This is a genomic window from Luteimonas gilva (assembly GCF_005239095.1).
GTDB classification, from domain to species: Bacteria; Pseudomonadota; Gammaproteobacteria; order Xanthomonadales; family Xanthomonadaceae; genus Luteimonas_C; species Luteimonas_C gilva.
The window spans coordinates 241,944-257,315 of the sequence record NZ_SZUA01000003.1; the positions used below are offsets into that span (position 1 = coordinate 241,944).

13 protein-coding genes are annotated in these 15,372 nt (G+C 67.7%); 7 read left to right on the forward strand and 6 right to left on the reverse strand.

The genetic code is table 11. The features are described 5' to 3' along the window. Window positions 1-190 precede the first annotated feature (190 nt). The 3 genes from FCE95_RS17350 to FCE95_RS14795 all read left to right on the forward strand — a co-directional run bounded on the left by FCE95_RS17350 (window position 191) and on the right by FCE95_RS14795 (window position 3,170). A complete protein-coding gene (locus FCE95_RS17350) occupies window positions 191-1,117 on the forward strand; it encodes a hypothetical protein (protein ID WP_223266914.1) in 927 nt (308 codons plus the stop codon). Between the two features lie 65 nt (window positions 1,118-1,182). Next, window positions 1,183-2,166: a hypothetical protein gene (locus FCE95_RS14790; protein ID WP_137267818.1), complete on the forward strand. Its 984-nt coding sequence runs from the start codon at window positions 1,183-1,185 to the stop codon at window positions 2,164-2,166. A 32-nt stretch (window positions 2,167-2,198) separates the two neighbouring features. Beyond that, window positions 2,199-3,170, forward strand: a complete 972-nt coding sequence (locus FCE95_RS14795; RefSeq protein WP_137267819.1) for a hypothetical protein — start codon at window positions 2,199-2,201, stop codon at window positions 3,168-3,170. A gap of 136 nt (window positions 3,171-3,306) precedes the next feature. On the opposite strand, the gene FCE95_RS14800 is transcribed toward FCE95_RS14795, so the two are convergent. From FCE95_RS14800 to FCE95_RS14810, 3 genes are all read right to left on the reverse strand, one after another. After that, window positions 3,307-3,999: a class I SAM-dependent methyltransferase gene (locus FCE95_RS14800; protein WP_137267820.1), complete on the reverse strand. Its 693-nt coding sequence runs from the start codon at window positions 3,997-3,999 to the stop codon at window positions 3,307-3,309. Further along, window positions 3,996-4,622 (reverse strand): SGNH/GDSL hydrolase family protein, encoded by a 627-nt coding sequence (locus FCE95_RS14805; protein WP_137267821.1) that lies wholly within the window; start codon window positions 4,620-4,622, stop codon window positions 3,996-3,998. The genes FCE95_RS14800 and FCE95_RS14805 overlap by 4 nt, the downstream gene beginning before the upstream one ends. A 119-nt stretch (window positions 4,623-4,741) precedes the next feature. Further along, window positions 4,742-5,992: an aminotransferase class I/II-fold pyridoxal phosphate-dependent enzyme gene (locus tag FCE95_RS14810; RefSeq protein ID WP_137267822.1), complete on the reverse strand. Its 1,251-nt coding sequence runs from the start codon at window positions 5,990-5,992 to the stop codon at window positions 4,742-4,744. A 95-nt stretch (window positions 5,993-6,087) separates the two neighbouring features. Between FCE95_RS14810 and rsgA the strand changes: the two genes are divergently transcribed. After that, complete coding sequence (gene rsgA / locus FCE95_RS14815; RefSeq protein WP_137267823.1) at window positions 6,088-7,179, forward strand: ribosome small subunit-dependent GTPase A; 1,092 nt, start codon at window positions 6,088-6,090, stop codon at window positions 7,177-7,179. 123 nt (window positions 7,180-7,302) lie between these two features. After that, the gene (locus FCE95_RS14820; RefSeq protein WP_137267824.1) at window positions 7,303-8,565 is read left to right on the forward strand and encodes a flavohemoglobin expression-modulating QEGLA motif protein; all 1,263 of its coding nucleotides are present in this window, start codon (window positions 7,303-7,305) and stop codon (window positions 8,563-8,565) included. Between the two features lie 18 nt (window positions 8,566-8,583). On the opposite strand, the gene FCE95_RS14825 is transcribed toward FCE95_RS14820, so the two are convergent. Continuing rightward, complete coding sequence (locus FCE95_RS14825; RefSeq protein WP_137267825.1) at window positions 8,584-9,942, reverse strand: hypothetical protein; 1,359 nt, start codon at window positions 9,940-9,942, stop codon at window positions 8,584-8,586. 102 nt (window positions 9,943-10,044) lie between these two features. Between FCE95_RS14825 and FCE95_RS14830 the strand changes: the two genes are divergently transcribed. Together FCE95_RS14830 and FCE95_RS14835 are read left to right on the forward strand one after the other, a co-directional pair. After that, window positions 10,045-12,396 (forward strand): NADP-dependent malic enzyme, encoded by a 2,352-nt coding sequence (locus FCE95_RS14830; protein WP_137267826.1) that lies wholly within the window; start codon window positions 10,045-10,047, stop codon window positions 12,394-12,396. A 106-nt stretch (window positions 12,397-12,502) separates the two neighbouring features. Next, window positions 12,503-13,498 (forward strand): glycosyltransferase family protein, encoded by a 996-nt coding sequence (locus FCE95_RS14835; RefSeq protein WP_137267827.1) that lies wholly within the window; start codon window positions 12,503-12,505, stop codon window positions 13,496-13,498. Between the two features lie 119 nt (window positions 13,499-13,617). On the opposite strand, the gene FCE95_RS14840 is transcribed toward FCE95_RS14835, so the two are convergent. After that, a complete protein-coding gene (locus FCE95_RS14840; protein WP_137267828.1) occupies window positions 13,618-14,532 on the reverse strand; it encodes a glycosyltransferase family 2 protein in 915 nt (304 codons plus the stop codon). Window position 14,533: 1 nt separating this feature from the next. Continuing rightward, window positions 14,534-15,361 carry a glycosyltransferase family 2 protein gene (locus tag FCE95_RS14845; protein WP_223266915.1) on the reverse strand — a complete coding sequence of 276 codons (828 nt, stop codon included), beginning with the start codon at window positions 15,359-15,361 and terminating at the stop codon, window positions 14,534-14,536. Window positions 15,362-15,372 lie beyond the last annotated feature (11 nt).

Sequence of the window (15,372 nt, forward strand, 5' to 3'; positions counted from 1 at the left end):
CGGTTCGCGACGAAGCGAACCCATCGCTCACGAGTCGCCAAGGAAGGCGAGGTCCGCGACCAAGCGCGGACCGACGTGCGGTCGCTCCGAGCGCGATGCGTTTGGAGCGGCCGTCATGGAAGGACGTTCTCGAAGTTCCGCGGTTCGCTCGGACCGCGCATCGACCCATCACCGCTTCAGGAGCTCGAACATGCTCAAGACATCGCTTTCCCTGGCCTTCGCCACGGCGGCGCTGGCCGGCGTCCTCGCCGCGCCGGACGCGGCCGCAGGCACGCCATCGGGACCGTACGCGAAATTCAAATACTGTCCGTATACGAATCCGGATGTCGCCGACGGCGGCAGCTGCGTTCTCAACACCACCCGTTCGGGCATGTTCAAGATCGGCAGCACCACTTTGCCGATCGACAAGCCGATCGTGCTGCAGGGCGGGATCAAATGGCTCAGCGATTCGCCGCTGTACGCCGCGGTCGGCGCGCCGACGCTGTCCGCGCCGCCGGCCAAGGTGCCCGGCGGCTTGCTCGGCATCATGAATCCGAATCCCAACTGGCCCGGCCCGCTATGGACCGCCTTCTGGGCGATCGTCGCGGTGGCCAACGACGTGACCGCCACGATGGAGCCCGTCGCTCCGGCGCAAACCAACTTCATCAACGCGCTGTATCCGCCCACCGACGGCAGCGATCCCACCGCGGTGAAGATGGCGGTGCGCGTGAAGCTGCAGAATCCGTTCCTGGGCGACACCTGCTACATCGGTTCGGCGCAGAACCCGATCGTGATCAAGCTGCAGACCGGCACCACCGCGCCGCCGCCGCCGAATCTGCCGATTTCCGGCGACCCGGGCGAGACCTACACGGTGTGGACCGACGAGCCGAATTACATCGGCTACATCCAGAACGACGATGCGACCCTGGTCGACAACGCGTTCGCGGTGCCGGCGGCGCAAGGCTGCGGCAACGTCGCCTTGGGCTTGCCGATCCTGACCCAGGTGCTGGACGCGCTGGTGTCCGGCGCGGTGAATCTGAAGGTGGGCCTGCCGTCCGCGTCGGGCAAGAACACCGCGATCCTGACCGGCGACACTTCGATCGCCTCGTCGGCCTACGTCCTGGCCAGCGAGGAATAGCCGTCCGCACGCAAGCGAAACGCCGACGCGGAGCGGCTCCTGCCGCTCTGCGTTAGCCTAAGCCGATGCGCCGCCTGCATTTCGCCATCGCCTGCGCCGGGCTGATCGCCGTTGCCGGCGCCTATCAGTTGGGCCGCATGCAAGATCCGCCTCCGGCCGGCGCGAGAGCGGCGGCGAACGCCGTCGTGGCCGATGCCGATAGCGGCGACAGCGCCGCAGCGCATGTTCCCGCGTCGAACCCGCACGCGGCGCGCGTGCGCATTTCGCTGCCTCCGCCCGGCGCCCCGCTGCAGAACGTGTTCGCGGAGCTGCAATCGCGCGCGAATGCGGGCGACGTCGCGGCCGCGACGCGACTGTATCGGGATTTGAGCCTATGCGGCCGTTTCCGCGGCATCGACTGGGCCAATTCCCAGCTCGCCGACGAGTTGCTGGAAGAAGGCGTCAAAGGCATGCCGCCCGAGCAGTTGGAGAATTACCAGGCTCAGCTGGAAGCGATCGAATCGCGCAAGCGCAACATGGCGCGGCTGCATGCGCTGTGCGACGGCGCGGATGCGGCGATGCTGGATTCGCTGGTGCCCAATATGCAAAAGGCCGCGCAGCTCGGCGAACCGAACGCGCGCGCCTGTTATTTGGCGACGGGACCCAACTACGATACGCGCAGCCTGATTGACCATCCCGAACGCCTGGCGGCGTACCGCCGCAGCGTGCCGGCGCTGATCGACGCCGGCCTCGCCGCCGGCGATTGGAAAGTGGTGGACATCCTGCGCGGCGCCTACCAGCCGGGCGCCGACGGATTGCTGGCCGGCGTTTTGGGCGCGGATCCCGACCGCTACTACCGCTATCTCAAGCTGTACCGCCTCGGCGCGGAAACGTATCGGACGCGCAAATTGGACCAGCAATTGGCCGCCGCCGCGGCGCAACTCGCGCCGGAGCGGCGCGATGAAGCGGACGCGTGGGCGCAGACCGTGTTCCATCGCGACTTCGACGCGGGCAATTCGACCGAGTCGACGGTGACCGGTTGGGATCCTTGTTCCTTTCCTTATGAGTGAAGCGCGATGAAACATTTTCGGACAATCAGCGCATGACCCGGCGCCAAGCGCTCGCCCTCGGCGTCGCGTTGGCCGCACTGGCCGGCGCCTATTTCCTGGGCCGCGCGAACGCGCCGTCGTCGTTCGATGCCGCGCCCATCGCCAGCGCGGAACGCGCGGCCGACGCGGCGACCGATGCGCCGCTCGCCGCCGCCAGCGAGAATGCGCGGCTCGCCGCGAAAAAAGGCGCGTCGTTGCCGAACGCCGGCACGCCGCTGCGCCAAACCTATGCCGAATTGCAGGCGCGCGCCGCGGCCGGAGACGCGGCCGCGGCGTCGCGCCTGTTCCGCGATCTGGACCATTGCAGCCGCCAGAACGCAGCGCAATGGCGCAACGCCGCCGCCATGAACGACCTGGCCGGGAAATCGACCGAGAACCTGCGGCCCGAACAGCTGCGCACCCAACAGATGCTGCTCGAGGCGATGGAGCTGCGCCAGCAATCCGCTCGCGCGGTCCAGGATTTGTGTGCCGGCGTGGACGAAGCGATGCTCGGCACGCTGGTGGCGAACATGGCGCAAGCCGCACGACTGGGCGACAAGGACGCCCGCGCCTGTTATCTGGATCGCGGTCCGCTTTACGACGCGCGCAGCCTGCTCGCGCGGCCGCAGTCGTTGCAAGCGTACAAGCAACAGGCGCAGGCCATGATCCAAGCGGGACTCGCGTCGGGCGATTGGCGCGTGGTCGATCTGCTGCGCGGGGCTTACGAGCCGGGCGCGCAGAATCTGCTCGCCGGTTTGGTCGGCGCCGATCCGGTGCAGCATTACCGCTATCTCAAGCTCTATCGCCTCGGGGCCGAAGCGCATCGCGCAGGAGGTTTGGATCGGGAATTAGCGGCGGCCGCGTCGGGTTTGACGCCCGCGCAGCTTTCGGAAGCCGAGCAATGGGCGCAAACCATGCGCAGGGACCGTTTCTCCGACGATTCGACCCGCGCGACGCCGCAGGGCTGGGACGCCTGCGCGTTTTAGATTAGCCCTCTCCCCTCGGGAGGAGGTTGGGTGAGGGTTCGGCGAAGCGACGTCATTCCAGCTTGCGTCGTACTCCGAACCCTCATCCGCCCTTCGGGCACCTTCTCCCGATGGGAGAAGGAGAAGCATCGTTGCCTCAGTTTTCGCGCTTCGCCACGATCAACCAATGATTGAACGGCGTATTGCCGTACAGCGGCGCGAATTCGACCGACAAGCCCGCGTCTTCCAAGCTCCGGCGCAAACCGGCTTCGGTCGGGTAATGCGCCGGCGCGGATTGCATCCAGCCGACCAGGTGCGCGAAGCGATCGGTTAAGCGCGTAGCGCTGCCGCGCCGGCCGCCGTCGTCCAATGCGGCGCGGATCACTAGCTTGGCGCCTGGCGTCAGCATCGCGACGGCCGCATCCAACAGCCGTTGCTGCGCCGTTTGCGGCAAGTACTGCAGCACGTCCAGGATCGCCACGCTGCCGCGATGCGCGGGCAGTTCGTTGGCCAGGTCGACCACTTCGAAGCGCGCGTTCGCCAAGCCGCTGCGCTCGGCGGCGCGCCGGCCGCGCTCGATCTTCGGCGCGTCGTTGTCGACGCCGTAATAGGCCAATGCTTGTCCGTCGCGCGCCAGCGCGTGCGCCAGCAATCCCAGGCCGCAGCCCAGGTCGAGCAAGGGCGCGTCGGTGCCGCGCAGCGCCTGCAGCACGCCCGGATACAGCGGATCGCTCGCCAGTTTTTCGCGGGTGTAGTAGTAGTCGTAGCGATTGCCCCACCAGCGCAGCGGCAGGAAGGCGCGGGCGATGCTGTCGGCTTGACGCCGCGCGAACGGCTGCGAGACGTTCATCGCGCCAGCAATCCGCGCGCGACAGGCAGCGCCAGGCGCGTCCATTCGGCGTACAGTGCCGCGGAGGGATGCAAGCCGTCGTCGGCCTGCATCGCGTCATCGGCGCCGCGTTCGCGGCTGACCGGCGCGATGTCGACGAAGGCCACGTCCTGTTCCGCGCAAATGTCCCGCGCCGCGGCGTTGTACTCGTCCAGTTCGCGCGAAATCCGCGCCAGGTCGCGGCCCGAATCGCGGCCGAAACGGGTGACGCCCCAATCCGGGATCGACAGGACGAGCACCCGATCGCTGCGGCCGCCGGCGAAACCGATCGCGCGCCGCAGCAGCGCTGCGAACTGGTCGCGGTACTCGCCGACGCCGCGGCCGCGGTATTGGTTGTTGACGCCGATCAGCAGGCTGACGAAGCCGTAATCGCCGAGCGGTTCGGCGGCGTCGATCGCCGCATCGAGTTCGTCGGTGGTCCAGCCGGTGGTGGCGACGATGCGCGGATCGGCCAGCGCGATGCCCTCGCGGCGCAAGGCGGCGGCCAACTGCATAGGCCAGCGGCCCGCTTCCGGAACGCTTTCGCCGATGGTGTAGCTGTCGCCGAGGGCGAGATAGCGGATCGCTTGAGGTTGATCGGTCATGGTTGGAAGCAAAAGCCTAGACGCGGATTAGAGCAAGAACAGCGGATAAAAACGTTTTAACTTTATAAGCGTTATCCGCTGTTCTTGCTCCGATCCGCGTCTAAAAAGCTCTTGACGCTTCAAGCCACCGCCGCATGCGGTTCGCGCGCATCCGCCGCGCGGCGCGCCAGCACGCGGTCGATGCGCGCGAACACTTCGCGCAGCTGCGCCGGTTCCGGGAGCAGGGTGACGCGGAAATGGTTGCGGTAGGGCACGTTGAAGCTGGAGCCGGGCACGATCAGCACGTCCTCGTGCTCGAGCATCTCCAAAGCGAAGGCGTGGTCGTCGAAACCGGCCGCGGCCGCGCCGACCACGGACGGGAATCCGTACAGCGCGCCCTGCGGCGCGACCAACTGCAGATGCTCGCTGGCTGCGCAGCATTCGATCAGCGCGCGGCGCGCTTCGTACAAACGGCCGCCCGGCTCGCACAGCGGCGTGATCGTGTCCTGGCCGTGCAGCGCGGCCTCGATCGCGAACTGGCCCGGCACGTTGGCGCACAGGCGCAGCGCGCCGAGCAGGTCCATCGCGTGGTGGTAGTCGCCGCTGGCCAGCGGATCGCCGGACAGCACCGCCCAGCCCACGCGCCAGCCGCAGGCGCGGTGCACTTTCGACAAGCCGCCGAACGACAGGCAGGGCAGGTCGCCGGCGAGCGGCGCGATCGGTTCGAATTGATGGCCGTCGTAAAGGATGCCGTCGTAGATCTCGTCGGCCATCAGCAGCAGCTTGTGCTTCTGCGCGATCGCCACGATCCGCTCCAGCAGCGACTTCGGATAATTGGCGCCGGTGGGATTGTTCGGATTGATCAGCACGATCGCGCGGGTGCGCGAGGACACCAGCGCTTCCATCTGGTCCGGGTCGGGCAGGAAGCCGTTGTCCGGATCGCAGCGGTAATAGACCGGGCGGCCGTCGTTGAGGATGGTGGCCGCGCTCCACAGCGGATAGTCGGGCGAGGGCAGCAGCACTTCGTCGCCCGGATTGAGCAGGGCGCGCAAGGAGATGTCGATCAGCTCGCTCACGCCGTTGCCGACGAACACGCGCTCGGGCGACGCGTTCGGCGTGCCGCGCGCCTTGTGGAAGGCGGCGATGGCTTCGCGCGCCTGCGGCAGGCCTTGCTGGTGGGTGTAGGGATCGGTGCCGGCGATGTGGTCGGCGATCGCCCGCTGCAGATGCTCCGGCGCGCGGAAACCGAACGCGCCGGGGTTGCCGATGTTGAGCTTGATCAGGGTCCGGCCCTGGGCCTCGAGCTCGCGGGCTCGCCGGGCCAGTTCGCCGCGGATTTCGTAGCGGACTTCGGACAGGCGCTGGCGGGTGGGCAAGGAGGACGAGGACATCGGCGGACGGAAAAAGGAGGGGTTGGCCAGACTAGCCGAAACCGCGCCTGCGTTCGACTCGCATAGAATCCGGCCATGCAGGCGAATTTCTTCCCATGAACCCGCTGCGCGCGATCGGTTGGCCGTTCGAAGGCCCGCCGGACGATGCCGCCTGGCGCCAGGCCATCGCGGCCCATCCTCAAGCGCGGCCGGCGCGGGTGGTCGAACAGCACCGGTCGGGTTACGCGGTCGCCGAGGGGTCGGGACAGGCCGTCAAGGTCGATTCCCTGCCCGAATGGCAGCGGCCGAAATTCCCGCCGGAACAGCGGCCCGCGGTCGGCGACTGGGTGCTGGTCGAAGGCTCGGCCATCGTCGCGCTGCTGCCGAGGCGCAGCGCGATCAAGCGCGGCGCCGCGGGCGAGCACTACAAGCAGCAGTTGATCGCCGCGAACGTCGACACCGCCTTCGTCGTTTGCGGCCTGGATGCGGATTTCAACCCGCGTCGGATCGAACGCTATCTGCTGCTGGTGCGCAGTGGCGGCAGCGAGCCGGTGGTGGTGCTGACCAAGATCGACCGCGCCATCGAAGCCGACGCCGGCGCGGTGGATGCGGCGATGGCTTCGCTGGTCGATCTGGCGGCGCAGGACGTGGCGATCCGCGCGATCAACGCCAAGGACCGCGACAGCGTGGCCGCGCTCGATCCCTGGCTGCAGCCGGGCCGCACCGTGGTGCTGGTCGGCTCGTCCGGCGCCGGCAAGTCGACCCTGACCAATACTTTGCTCGGCGCGGAGCGGATGAAGACCGGCGAGGTGCGCGAATCCGATTCGCGCGGCCGCCACACCACCACCTACCGTTCGCTGATCCCGTTGCCGTCGGGCGCTTGCCTGATCGACACGCCCGGCATGCGCGAACTCAAGCCGACCGGCGAAGAGGATTTGGCCGAAGGCGGCTTCGCCGACATCGAAGCTTTGGCCGAACAATGCAAGTTCCGCGATTGCCGGCACCAGAAAGAGCCGGGCTGCGCGGTGCGCGCCGCGCTCGAAGCCGGCAAGCTGGATCCGGACCGCTACGCCCATTATTTGAAGCTGCGCGACGAAGTCGCCGGCGCCGCCAACAAATTGGCTTCGCGATTGGCGCAGAAGGCGAATGCGAAAGTGCAGGGCAAGGCGCTGAACAAGCGCCTGGACGATAAATATGGCAAGCATTGATCGCGCCGAAGCGGATACTTTTGCGGGAGCGGCTTTAGCCGCGAGCTCTATTCCCAAAGCGCGGCGATCCGCAGAAAAAAGCTCGCGGCTAAAGCCGCTCCCACAAAGGCCAGGCATGCGGGCATGAGCGAGATCGCCCCCGACATCGCTCATCACGCCGCGCTCGACGCGCGCATGGTCGCGGCCGCGCGCGAATTGCGGCTGCTGCAGTTGGTGAGCTGGCCGGCGACGCTGCAGCAGCCGTTCCTGGAATCCTTCGCGCGCGGCAAGCCGGAATTGCCGAAAATCGAATACCCGAAACTGGATTTCTCGCACGCGCGGCGCGAGCTGGAGCGGGTCATCGCCGAAGCCGATCCCGACCATCCGCTCGGGCACTACGTCGGCGAGTCCGCGCGCAGCTGGTCGATCGCCGCCGAACTGCTGGAATCGCTGGGCACGGCGCGCGTCACCGAGCATTCGGTGCGATTGTTCGGCCGCCCCGACGAGCCGCTGCCCGGCAACGGTCCGACCACGCGCGAGGCGGCGCGGCATTTCATCGCCATTGCCAACGAACTGGACCGCGAGCTGCTCGCCCCGTCCGAACAGGTGGCGATATCGGCGACCGCGCTGAAGCTGCAATTGCAATCCGATCTGGACGATTTCTTCGACCAGCGCGTGATCGAAGTCGTGCTCGATCCGGAATTGATCGCGAAAGCCGCGGCCGGCGCGACCCGCATCCGGCTGCGCGCCGGCGCGGCGTTCAGCGACTACGACCGGCACCAGCTCTTGCAGCACGAGGCTTTCGTGCATTCGCTGACCGCGCTCAACGGCCGCCAGCAGCCGGTGCTGCCCAGCCTGGCGCTGTCCTCGCCGCGCACCACCGCGACGCAAGAGGGTTTGGCGACGTTCGCCGAGCAGATCACCGGCAGCATCGACATCGAACGGATGAAGCGGGTCAGCTTGCGCATCGAAGCGGTGGCGATGGCTTTGGAAGGTGCCGACTTCATCCAGGTGTTCCGCTACTTCATCCAGGCCGGCCAGAACGAAGTGGAAAGCTTCGCCTCCGCGCAGCGCGTGTTCCGCGGGGTGACTCCGGCCGGCGGCGGCGCCTTCACCAAGGACACGGTGTACCTGCGCGGCCTGGTCGGCGTGCACACGTTCTTCCGCTGGGCGTTGCGCCAGGGCAAGCTGAAGCTGTGCCGGCGATTGTTCGCGGGCAAGATGACCCTAGCCGACGTGCAGCGCTTCGAGCCGCTATTCGACCAAGGCGTGCTGGCGCCGCCGCGCTGGTTGCCGCAATGGATCTCGCGCGCGAACGGCTTGGCGGGGATGCTGGCGTTTTCGTTGTTCGCCAACCGGATACGGTTGGATCAGGTCGACGCCGGCGCGCCTTCGCTGGATCTGTAGGGTGGGCCAAGGCCCACCCTACGGCAGCGCGGTCAAGCGCCCATCGCTTTCGATCGCGTAGTCGGCGTCCTCGCCGGCTTGGACCAGCCGCACCCGATTTCCGATCGGCACGCCGCGATAGCTGGGAATGTCGTGGGTGAGCCGATCGAACAGCCAACGTTGCCCGGGATCGATGCTGCGCAACCGGATCGGCGCATCGCCATGCCGCGCGACCGCGTCGGCCAAGGCGGGCGAGAACACGGCCTGCACCGCGCCGGCGTCGTGGAATCGGCGCACGATGTTCGTCCCGTGCCACAAGCACAACACCGCCAGCAGCGTCAGCAGGATTTTTCCGAAGCGGTCCATCCGCGGCCAGCAGGCGGCGCAAATCGCGCTGGTCGCGGCGGCGAAGCCGTAGCCGTATTGGTTGGCCGATTCGGCCAGAATCAGCACCGGTCCCAGCGCCGCGGCGCCGACCAGCAGGAACGCCGCCAGCCAGCGCGACCCGGCCCGCCACAGGGCCCAGGCCAGCGCCAGCCACAGTGCCGCGGCGGCCAGCACGCGGCCGTCGCCGAATCCGCGCGCCAAGGTGCCGCCCGCTTCCATCTTGGTCGGATTGGGCGCGAACAATTGGTATTCCAGCCAGCGTTGCGGGATGAAGGCCAGGTCCCAACCGTAATTCGCCGCCTCGCGCGGCGAGAACAGCAGCACGCCGATGCGCAGCGCCAGATAGATCGCCACCGGCAGAGCGGAAGCGAGCGCCGCGCGGCCCCAAGCGGGGTCGCGGCCGAAGAACAGCCACGCCAGGCCGAGCAGGACCGGGATGACCACCGCCGCTTCCTTGGCCAGCAGCGCCGCAGCGGTCAACGCGAACGCGAAGAAGATGGCCACGCCCGCGCGCCGCGCGCGCTGGACGATCGCGCCGATCGCCAATCCGCACCCCACCCAGATCAGATCGGCCAGCGCCGCCACCCAGCCGTGGGTGTGCGCGGCGTAGGCGCCGAGCGCGAACACCATCGCCGCCGCGAAAGCGCCGCCGGCCGACACGCGCCAACCCCGCAACAAGGCCGCCAGCAGGGCGGCGTTGGCGGCGCCCATGGCCACCGCGACGGCGTGGAAGGCGTAAGGGTGCGCGAACAGGTGTTGGGACAGCCACAGCCACAGAGTGAAGGTCAGCGGCCGGTACTGGAACGACTGCACGCCGGCCCAAATGTCCACGCGCCAAATCCGCGGATCCTGGGCGGCGAAGGCGGCCCATTGCAATTCGTCGTGGCTGAAATAGCCCGGATTGAAGATCAGCGGCGACTGCGCCAGCAGCACCGCGAGGAAAACCCAGACGAGCAGCATCCGTCCGGTCCATAGCCGCCGCGTAGTAACCGGTTCCAGCGCGATCCCCATTGCGCCATTGTGCGAGAAGGCGTCGCTTCCGCGCCATCGTTCAGACCGGGGACGGTGCGGAAACCGCTAGAATCGGGTTCCGCAAGCGCCCGATACCGCGAGATGTCCGACAACCCCGCTTCCAGCAATCCGCCGCCGGCCGACGCGTTCAAGCAATCCGCGCTCGATTACCACCGGTTGTCGCCGCCCGGCAAGATCAAGGTGGTGCCGACCAAGCCGATGGTCACCCAGCGCGATTTGGCGCTGGCGTATTCGCCGGGCGTGGCCTATGCCTGCGAGGCGATCGTCGCCGATCCCAAAGCCGCCAGCGAGCTGACCGCGCGCGGCAATCTGGTCGCGGTGATCACCAACGGCACCGCCGTGCTGGGTCTGGGCGACATCGGCCCGCTGGCCGGCAAGCCGGTGATGGAAGGCAAGGGCATCCTGTTCCAGAAATTCGCCGGCATCGACGTGTTCGACATCGAGATCGACGAGCGCGATCCGGACAAGCTGGTCGAGATCATCGCCAGCCTGGAGCCGACCTTCGGCGGCATCAACCTGGAAGACATCAAGGCGCCGGAATGCTTCATCGTCGAGCGCAAGCTGCGCGAGCGGATGAACATCCCGGTGTTCCACGACGACCAGCACGGCACCGCGATCATCGTCGGCGCCGCGGTGCTGAACGCGCTGGAGATCGCCGGCAAGAAGATCGAAGAAGTGAAGCTGGCCACCTCCGGCGCCGGCGCCGCAGGCATCGCCTGCCTGGACATGCTGGTCGCGCTGGGCATGAAGCCGGAGAACATCCTGGCGGTGGACCGCGACGGCGTGCTGTACACCGGCCGCGCGCACATGGACCCGGACAAGCAGCGCTACGCCCGCGACACCGACAAGCGCACCCTGGCCGACATCGTCGCCGGCGCCGACATCTTCCTGGGCCTATCCGCCGGCGGCGTGCTGAAGGCCGAGATGGTGGCGACGATGGCGCCGCAGCCGATCATCCTGGCGCTGGCCAATCCGTATCCGGAAATCCTGCCGGAAGACGCCAAGGCGGTGCGCCCGGACTGCATCATCGCCACCGGCCGCTCGGACTATCCGAACCAGGTCAACAACGCGCTCTGCTTCCCCTACATCTTCCGCGGCGCGCTGGACGCCGGCGCCACCGAAATCAACGAAGCGATGAAGCTCGCCTGCGTGCGCGCCATCGCCAAGCTGGCGCGGATGGAATCGTCCGACTTGGGCAGCGCTTACGGCGGCGACGTGCCGACTTTCGGCCCGGACTACATCATTCCGCGCCCGTTCGACCCGCGCCTGCTGATGATGCTGGCGCCGTGCGTGGCCAAGGCGGCGATGGATTCGGGCATCGCCCTGCGTCCGATCCAGGACATGGTCGCCTACCAGGAAAAACTCGGCCAATTCATCTACCGCACCGGCTTGCTGATGAAGCCGGTGTACGACCGCGCCCGCGCCGACAAGCAGCGCGTGGTGTACGCGGAAGGCGAAGAGGAGACCGTGCTGCGCGCGGTGCAGACCGTGGTCGACGAACAACTGGCGTATCCGATCCTGATCGGCCGCCCGGACGTGATCGAGACCCGGATCCAGCGCCTGGGCCTGCGCCTGCGCGCCGGCGTGGATTTCGAACTCACCAACATCAACGACGATCCGCGCTTCAACGAATACTGGCAGTACTACCACTCGCTGACCGAACGCCGCGGCGTGACGCCGGCCGCGGCCAAGAACCTGCTGCGTTCGCGGCCGACCCTGATCGGCGCGGTGATGCTCCAGCGCGGCGAAGCCGACGCGCTGATCAGCGGCATCGTCGGCCGCTACCACAAGAAGCTCGGTTATCTGCGCAGCGTGATTCCGCTGGATCCCGGCGTGCAAAGCACCTCGGCGATGACCGGCGTGATCAACCAGCAAGGCGCTTGGTTCTTCCTCGACACCCACGTGCAGGTCGATCCGACCGCCGAACAGATCGCCGAGGCCACGCTGCAGGCCAGTTACCGGCTGAAGCTGTTCGGCGTCGAGCCGAAGGTGGCGCTGCTGTCGCATTCCAATTTCGGCAGCCACGACAATCCCAGCGCGGCCAAGATGCGGCGCGTGCGCGAAATCCTGAAATCGCGCATGCCCAAGCTCGAGGTCGACGGCGAGATGCAAGGCGACACGGCCTGGGACGAACCGCTGCGCCAGCGCATGTTTCCCAATACCACCCTGTCCGGCCGCGCCAACCTGTTCGTGCTGCCGAACCTGGACGCGGCCAACATCACCTACAACATGGTCCGGGTGATGACCGACGGCGTGGCCATCGGCCCGATCCTGATGGGCGTGTCCAAGCCGGCCCACATCCTGACCCCGGCCTCGACCCCGCGCCGGATCGTGAACATGACCGCCATCGCCGCGGTCGAAGCGCAGATCCGCAAGCTGCAGCGCGAGGCCGGCGAGGCCAGCGGCCGGGTCATGCGCGACGAGGCGGTCTGATTGTCGGGAACGGGCTTCTGTGTTCATATCCGCGTCGAAGGTCCGCAAGGGATGGCGGCCGTCGCGCTCGGGGGAGCGACCTGATGATCCTTGCGATGCCATCCGCATGCCGGTCCTGAATCTGATCGCCTGGGACAACGGGGTCGGCCTGTCGCGCGATCTGCGCCTGCTCGCCGCCGCCTTGGAGCGGGCCGGTTTCGAAGTCCACTTGAGCCCCATCGGCCGCGGCAAACTGCGCAAATGGCTGCGCCCGGTCTGGATGCACCTGCGCCTGTTCGGCGAGCGGCTGCGCCACGGCAGCGAGCACTTCACCTACGACGCGAACGTGATGCTGGAGCACATCCGCACCGAGGACATCCCGTTCGCGCGGCGCAATTTCTTCGTGCCGAATCCGGAATGGTGCCTGTGGTCGGACGTGTCGCTGCTGCCGCGGGTCGACGCCGTGCTGGCCAAGACCGTGCATGCGGAGTCGATCTTCGGCGAACACGGCCACCGCGTGGCGCACATCGGCTTCACCAGCGAAGACCGCCACGATCCGTCCGTGCGCCGCGAGCGCACCTTCTTCCATCTCGCCGGGCGCAGCAAGAACAAGGGTACGCAGCGCCTGATCGAGCTGTGGAGCCGGCACCCCGAATGGCCGATGCTGACCGTGGTGCAGAGCCCGCGCGAAGCCAAGCCGATCGACCCGCCGGTGGCCAACATCGACCATCGCGTGGATTACGTCGACGACGCCGAACTGCGCCGCCTGCAGAACGGCAACTGGTTCCACCTGTGTCTGTCCGAGACCGAAGGCTTCGGCCATTACCTGGTCGAAGCGATGAGCGTGGCCGCGGTGACGGTCACCACCGACGCGGCGCCGATGAACGAACTGGTGCAGCGCGACCGCGGCGTTCTGGTCGGCTACAACGCCACCGGCATCCAGCACCTGGCGACCACCTATTTCTTCGACGAACACCTGCTCGAAGCCGAGGTCGAACGCCTGCTGGCCCTGCCCGACGAAGAATTGCAGCGGCTGGGCGACGCCGCGCGCGAATGGTTCCTGGCCAACGACCGCGGCTTCAGCCGACGTCTGCAAGTGGCGCTGGAACCGCTGCTCGGCTGATTGCTCCCTCTCCCGCTTGCGGGAGAGGGCCGGGGTGAGGGGCGCGCGGACTGGCCGATCGCGTCAAACCACTCTGGAGGAGCTCAAGAGCCTCGGATGCCGCTTGCCTGACGCAATCCTCATGCCTGCGTGCCCTCACCCAACCCTCTCCCGCTAGCGGGAGAGGGCTTCAACGCAGCCGCGGCGACGCGCAAATCCGGCGGCGGTTGCCGGTACTCGTGCAAGTACTGATCGATGCCGCGTTCGCAGCGCGTCGTGCCGCGCTCCGCGGTCTCGTGCAGGATGCGGTTGTTGGGCAGCGACAAGTCTTCCGGATCGACCGGCGCGCGCGAGCCGTGCGCGAGATGCACGGCCAAGCCGGCGAATTTCAAGCGCCGCCGCCGCACGCCGGCGTTGCGCAGGCGCACGTCGATTTCCAGATCCTCGCTGCCGTAGCCTTCCATGCGTTCGTCGAAGCCGTTGACCCGCAGCAGGTCATCGCGCCAGAAGCTCATGTTGCAGCTCATCACGGTCACGCCCGCATGCGCCCCGCGCGCCTTGCGCTTGGCCAGCCACGGCCAGCGCAGCGCGTGGCGGCGTTCGTCGCCGTGTTGCGCGGCGAAATCGGCCGCCATCCACGGCGAGAACGACGGCCGCGCGCCGTCGATCAGTTTTTGCGTATACGCCGGGGTAGCCTGCACCCGCCCGCCTTGCAGGAAGCTGCCGGCCTCGGCCAAAGCCAAGTGATCGGCGACGAAATCCGGATGCAGCACCATGTCGCCGTCGATGCAGATCACGTAATCGCCGCGGCCGGCGGCGATCGCGCGATTGCGCACGCTCGCGGCGCGGAAGCCGGCGTCCTCCTGCCAGACGTGGCGCAACGCGGTGGGGAAATCGCGTGCGATCCCCAACAAGGCCTCGCGCGTGTCCGCGCGCGAGCCGTCGTCGGCGACGATCACCTCGTCCGGCAGGCGCGACTGCCGGCGCACGCTGTCCAGCACCGCGACCAGCGCTTCCTTCCAGTTGTAGGTGGTGGCCAGCAGGGTGCAGCGCATGTCAGGCCGCCGCGGCCGCGCGCGCTCGTGCGACGTGCGCATCGAGCCCGCGCTCGCAGCGCACGGTCTTCTCGGCCAGCACCTTGTTGAAGAAGCGGTCGTTGGGCAGCACTTCGGTCGGCGGGATGCCGTCCGGCCAGCGCGTGTTGTGCCACAGGTGGATCGCCAAGCCGGCGAAACGGATCGGCCGCCGGGTCAGGCCGGCGTGCTTGAGCCGTGCGGAGATGTCGTCGTCTTCGCGGCCCCAGCCTTCGTAGTCGTCGTCGAAGCCGTTGACGCGGTCCAAGTCGGTGCGCCAGATGCCCATGTTGCAGCCCATCATCTGCCCGCCTTCCGCGGTGCGCGATTTGCGCTTGGCCAGCCACGGCAGACGCAACGCGTGCTTGCGCTTGAACGTGCCGTCCATGAACGGCGAAAAGTTCGGCCTGCCGCCGGCCAGCAGGCGTTTGGATTCCTCCGGCGTGGCGTTCAAACGCCCGCCTTGCAGGAAGATGCCGGGGCGGATCAGAGCCAAATGGTCGGCGACGAAATCCGGATGCAGGATCAAGTCGCCGTCCAGGAAGATCACGTAATCGCCCGAGCTGGCGGCGATGCCCAGATTGCGCGCCCGCGCCAAGCGGAAGCCGGCGTCCTCCTGCCAGGCGTGGATCAGCGGCACCGGGAAATCGCGGGCCATCTCGCGGATCATCGCGCCGGTGTCCTCGCGCGAACCGTCGTCGGCCACCACCACTTCCAGCGGCAACACCCGCTGCGCGGCGATGCTGCGCAGGCACAGGGCCAGCGCTTCCTTCCAGTTGTAGGTCGAGACGACGAGGCTGGCGGTGGTCACGGGGTCGGGTC

Bases quoted from the DNA above. Each gene is read 5' to 3' on its own strand.
- FCE95_RS17350 (WP_223266914.1), top strand. From the start codon at position 191: ATGCTCAAGACATCGCTTTCCCTGGCCTTCGCCACGGCGGCGCTGGCC.
- FCE95_RS14790 (WP_137267818.1), top strand. From the start codon at position 1,183: ATGCGCCGCCTGCATTTCGCCATCGCCTGCGCCGGGCTGATCGCCGTT.
- FCE95_RS14795 (WP_137267819.1), top strand. From the start codon at position 2,199: ATGACCCGGCGCCAAGCGCTCGCCCTCGGCGTCGCGTTGGCCGCACTG.
- FCE95_RS14800 (WP_137267820.1), bottom strand. From the start codon at position 3,999: ATGAACGTCTCGCAGCCGTTCGCGCGGCGTCAAGCCGACAGCATCGCC.
- FCE95_RS14805 (WP_137267821.1), bottom strand. From the start codon at position 4,622: ATGACCGATCAACCTCAAGCGATCCGCTATCTCGCCCTCGGCGACAGC.
- FCE95_RS14810 (WP_137267822.1), bottom strand. From the start codon at position 5,992: ATGTCCTCGTCCTCCTTGCCCACCCGCCAGCGCCTGTCCGAAGTCCGC.
- rsgA (WP_137267823.1), top strand. From the start codon at position 6,088: ATGAACCCGCTGCGCGCGATCGGTTGGCCGTTCGAAGGCCCGCCGGAC.
- FCE95_RS14820 (WP_137267824.1), top strand. From the start codon at position 7,303: ATGAGCGAGATCGCCCCCGACATCGCTCATCACGCCGCGCTCGACGCG.
- FCE95_RS14825 (WP_137267825.1), bottom strand. From the start codon at position 9,942: ATGGGGATCGCGCTGGAACCGGTTACTACGCGGCGGCTATGGACCGGA.
- FCE95_RS14830 (WP_137267826.1), top strand. From the start codon at position 10,045: ATGTCCGACAACCCCGCTTCCAGCAATCCGCCGCCGGCCGACGCGTTC.
- FCE95_RS14835 (WP_137267827.1), top strand. From the start codon at position 12,503: ATGCCGGTCCTGAATCTGATCGCCTGGGACAACGGGGTCGGCCTGTCG.
- FCE95_RS14840 (WP_137267828.1), bottom strand. From the start codon at position 14,532: ATGCGCTGCACCCTGCTGGCCACCACCTACAACTGGAAGGAAGCGCTG.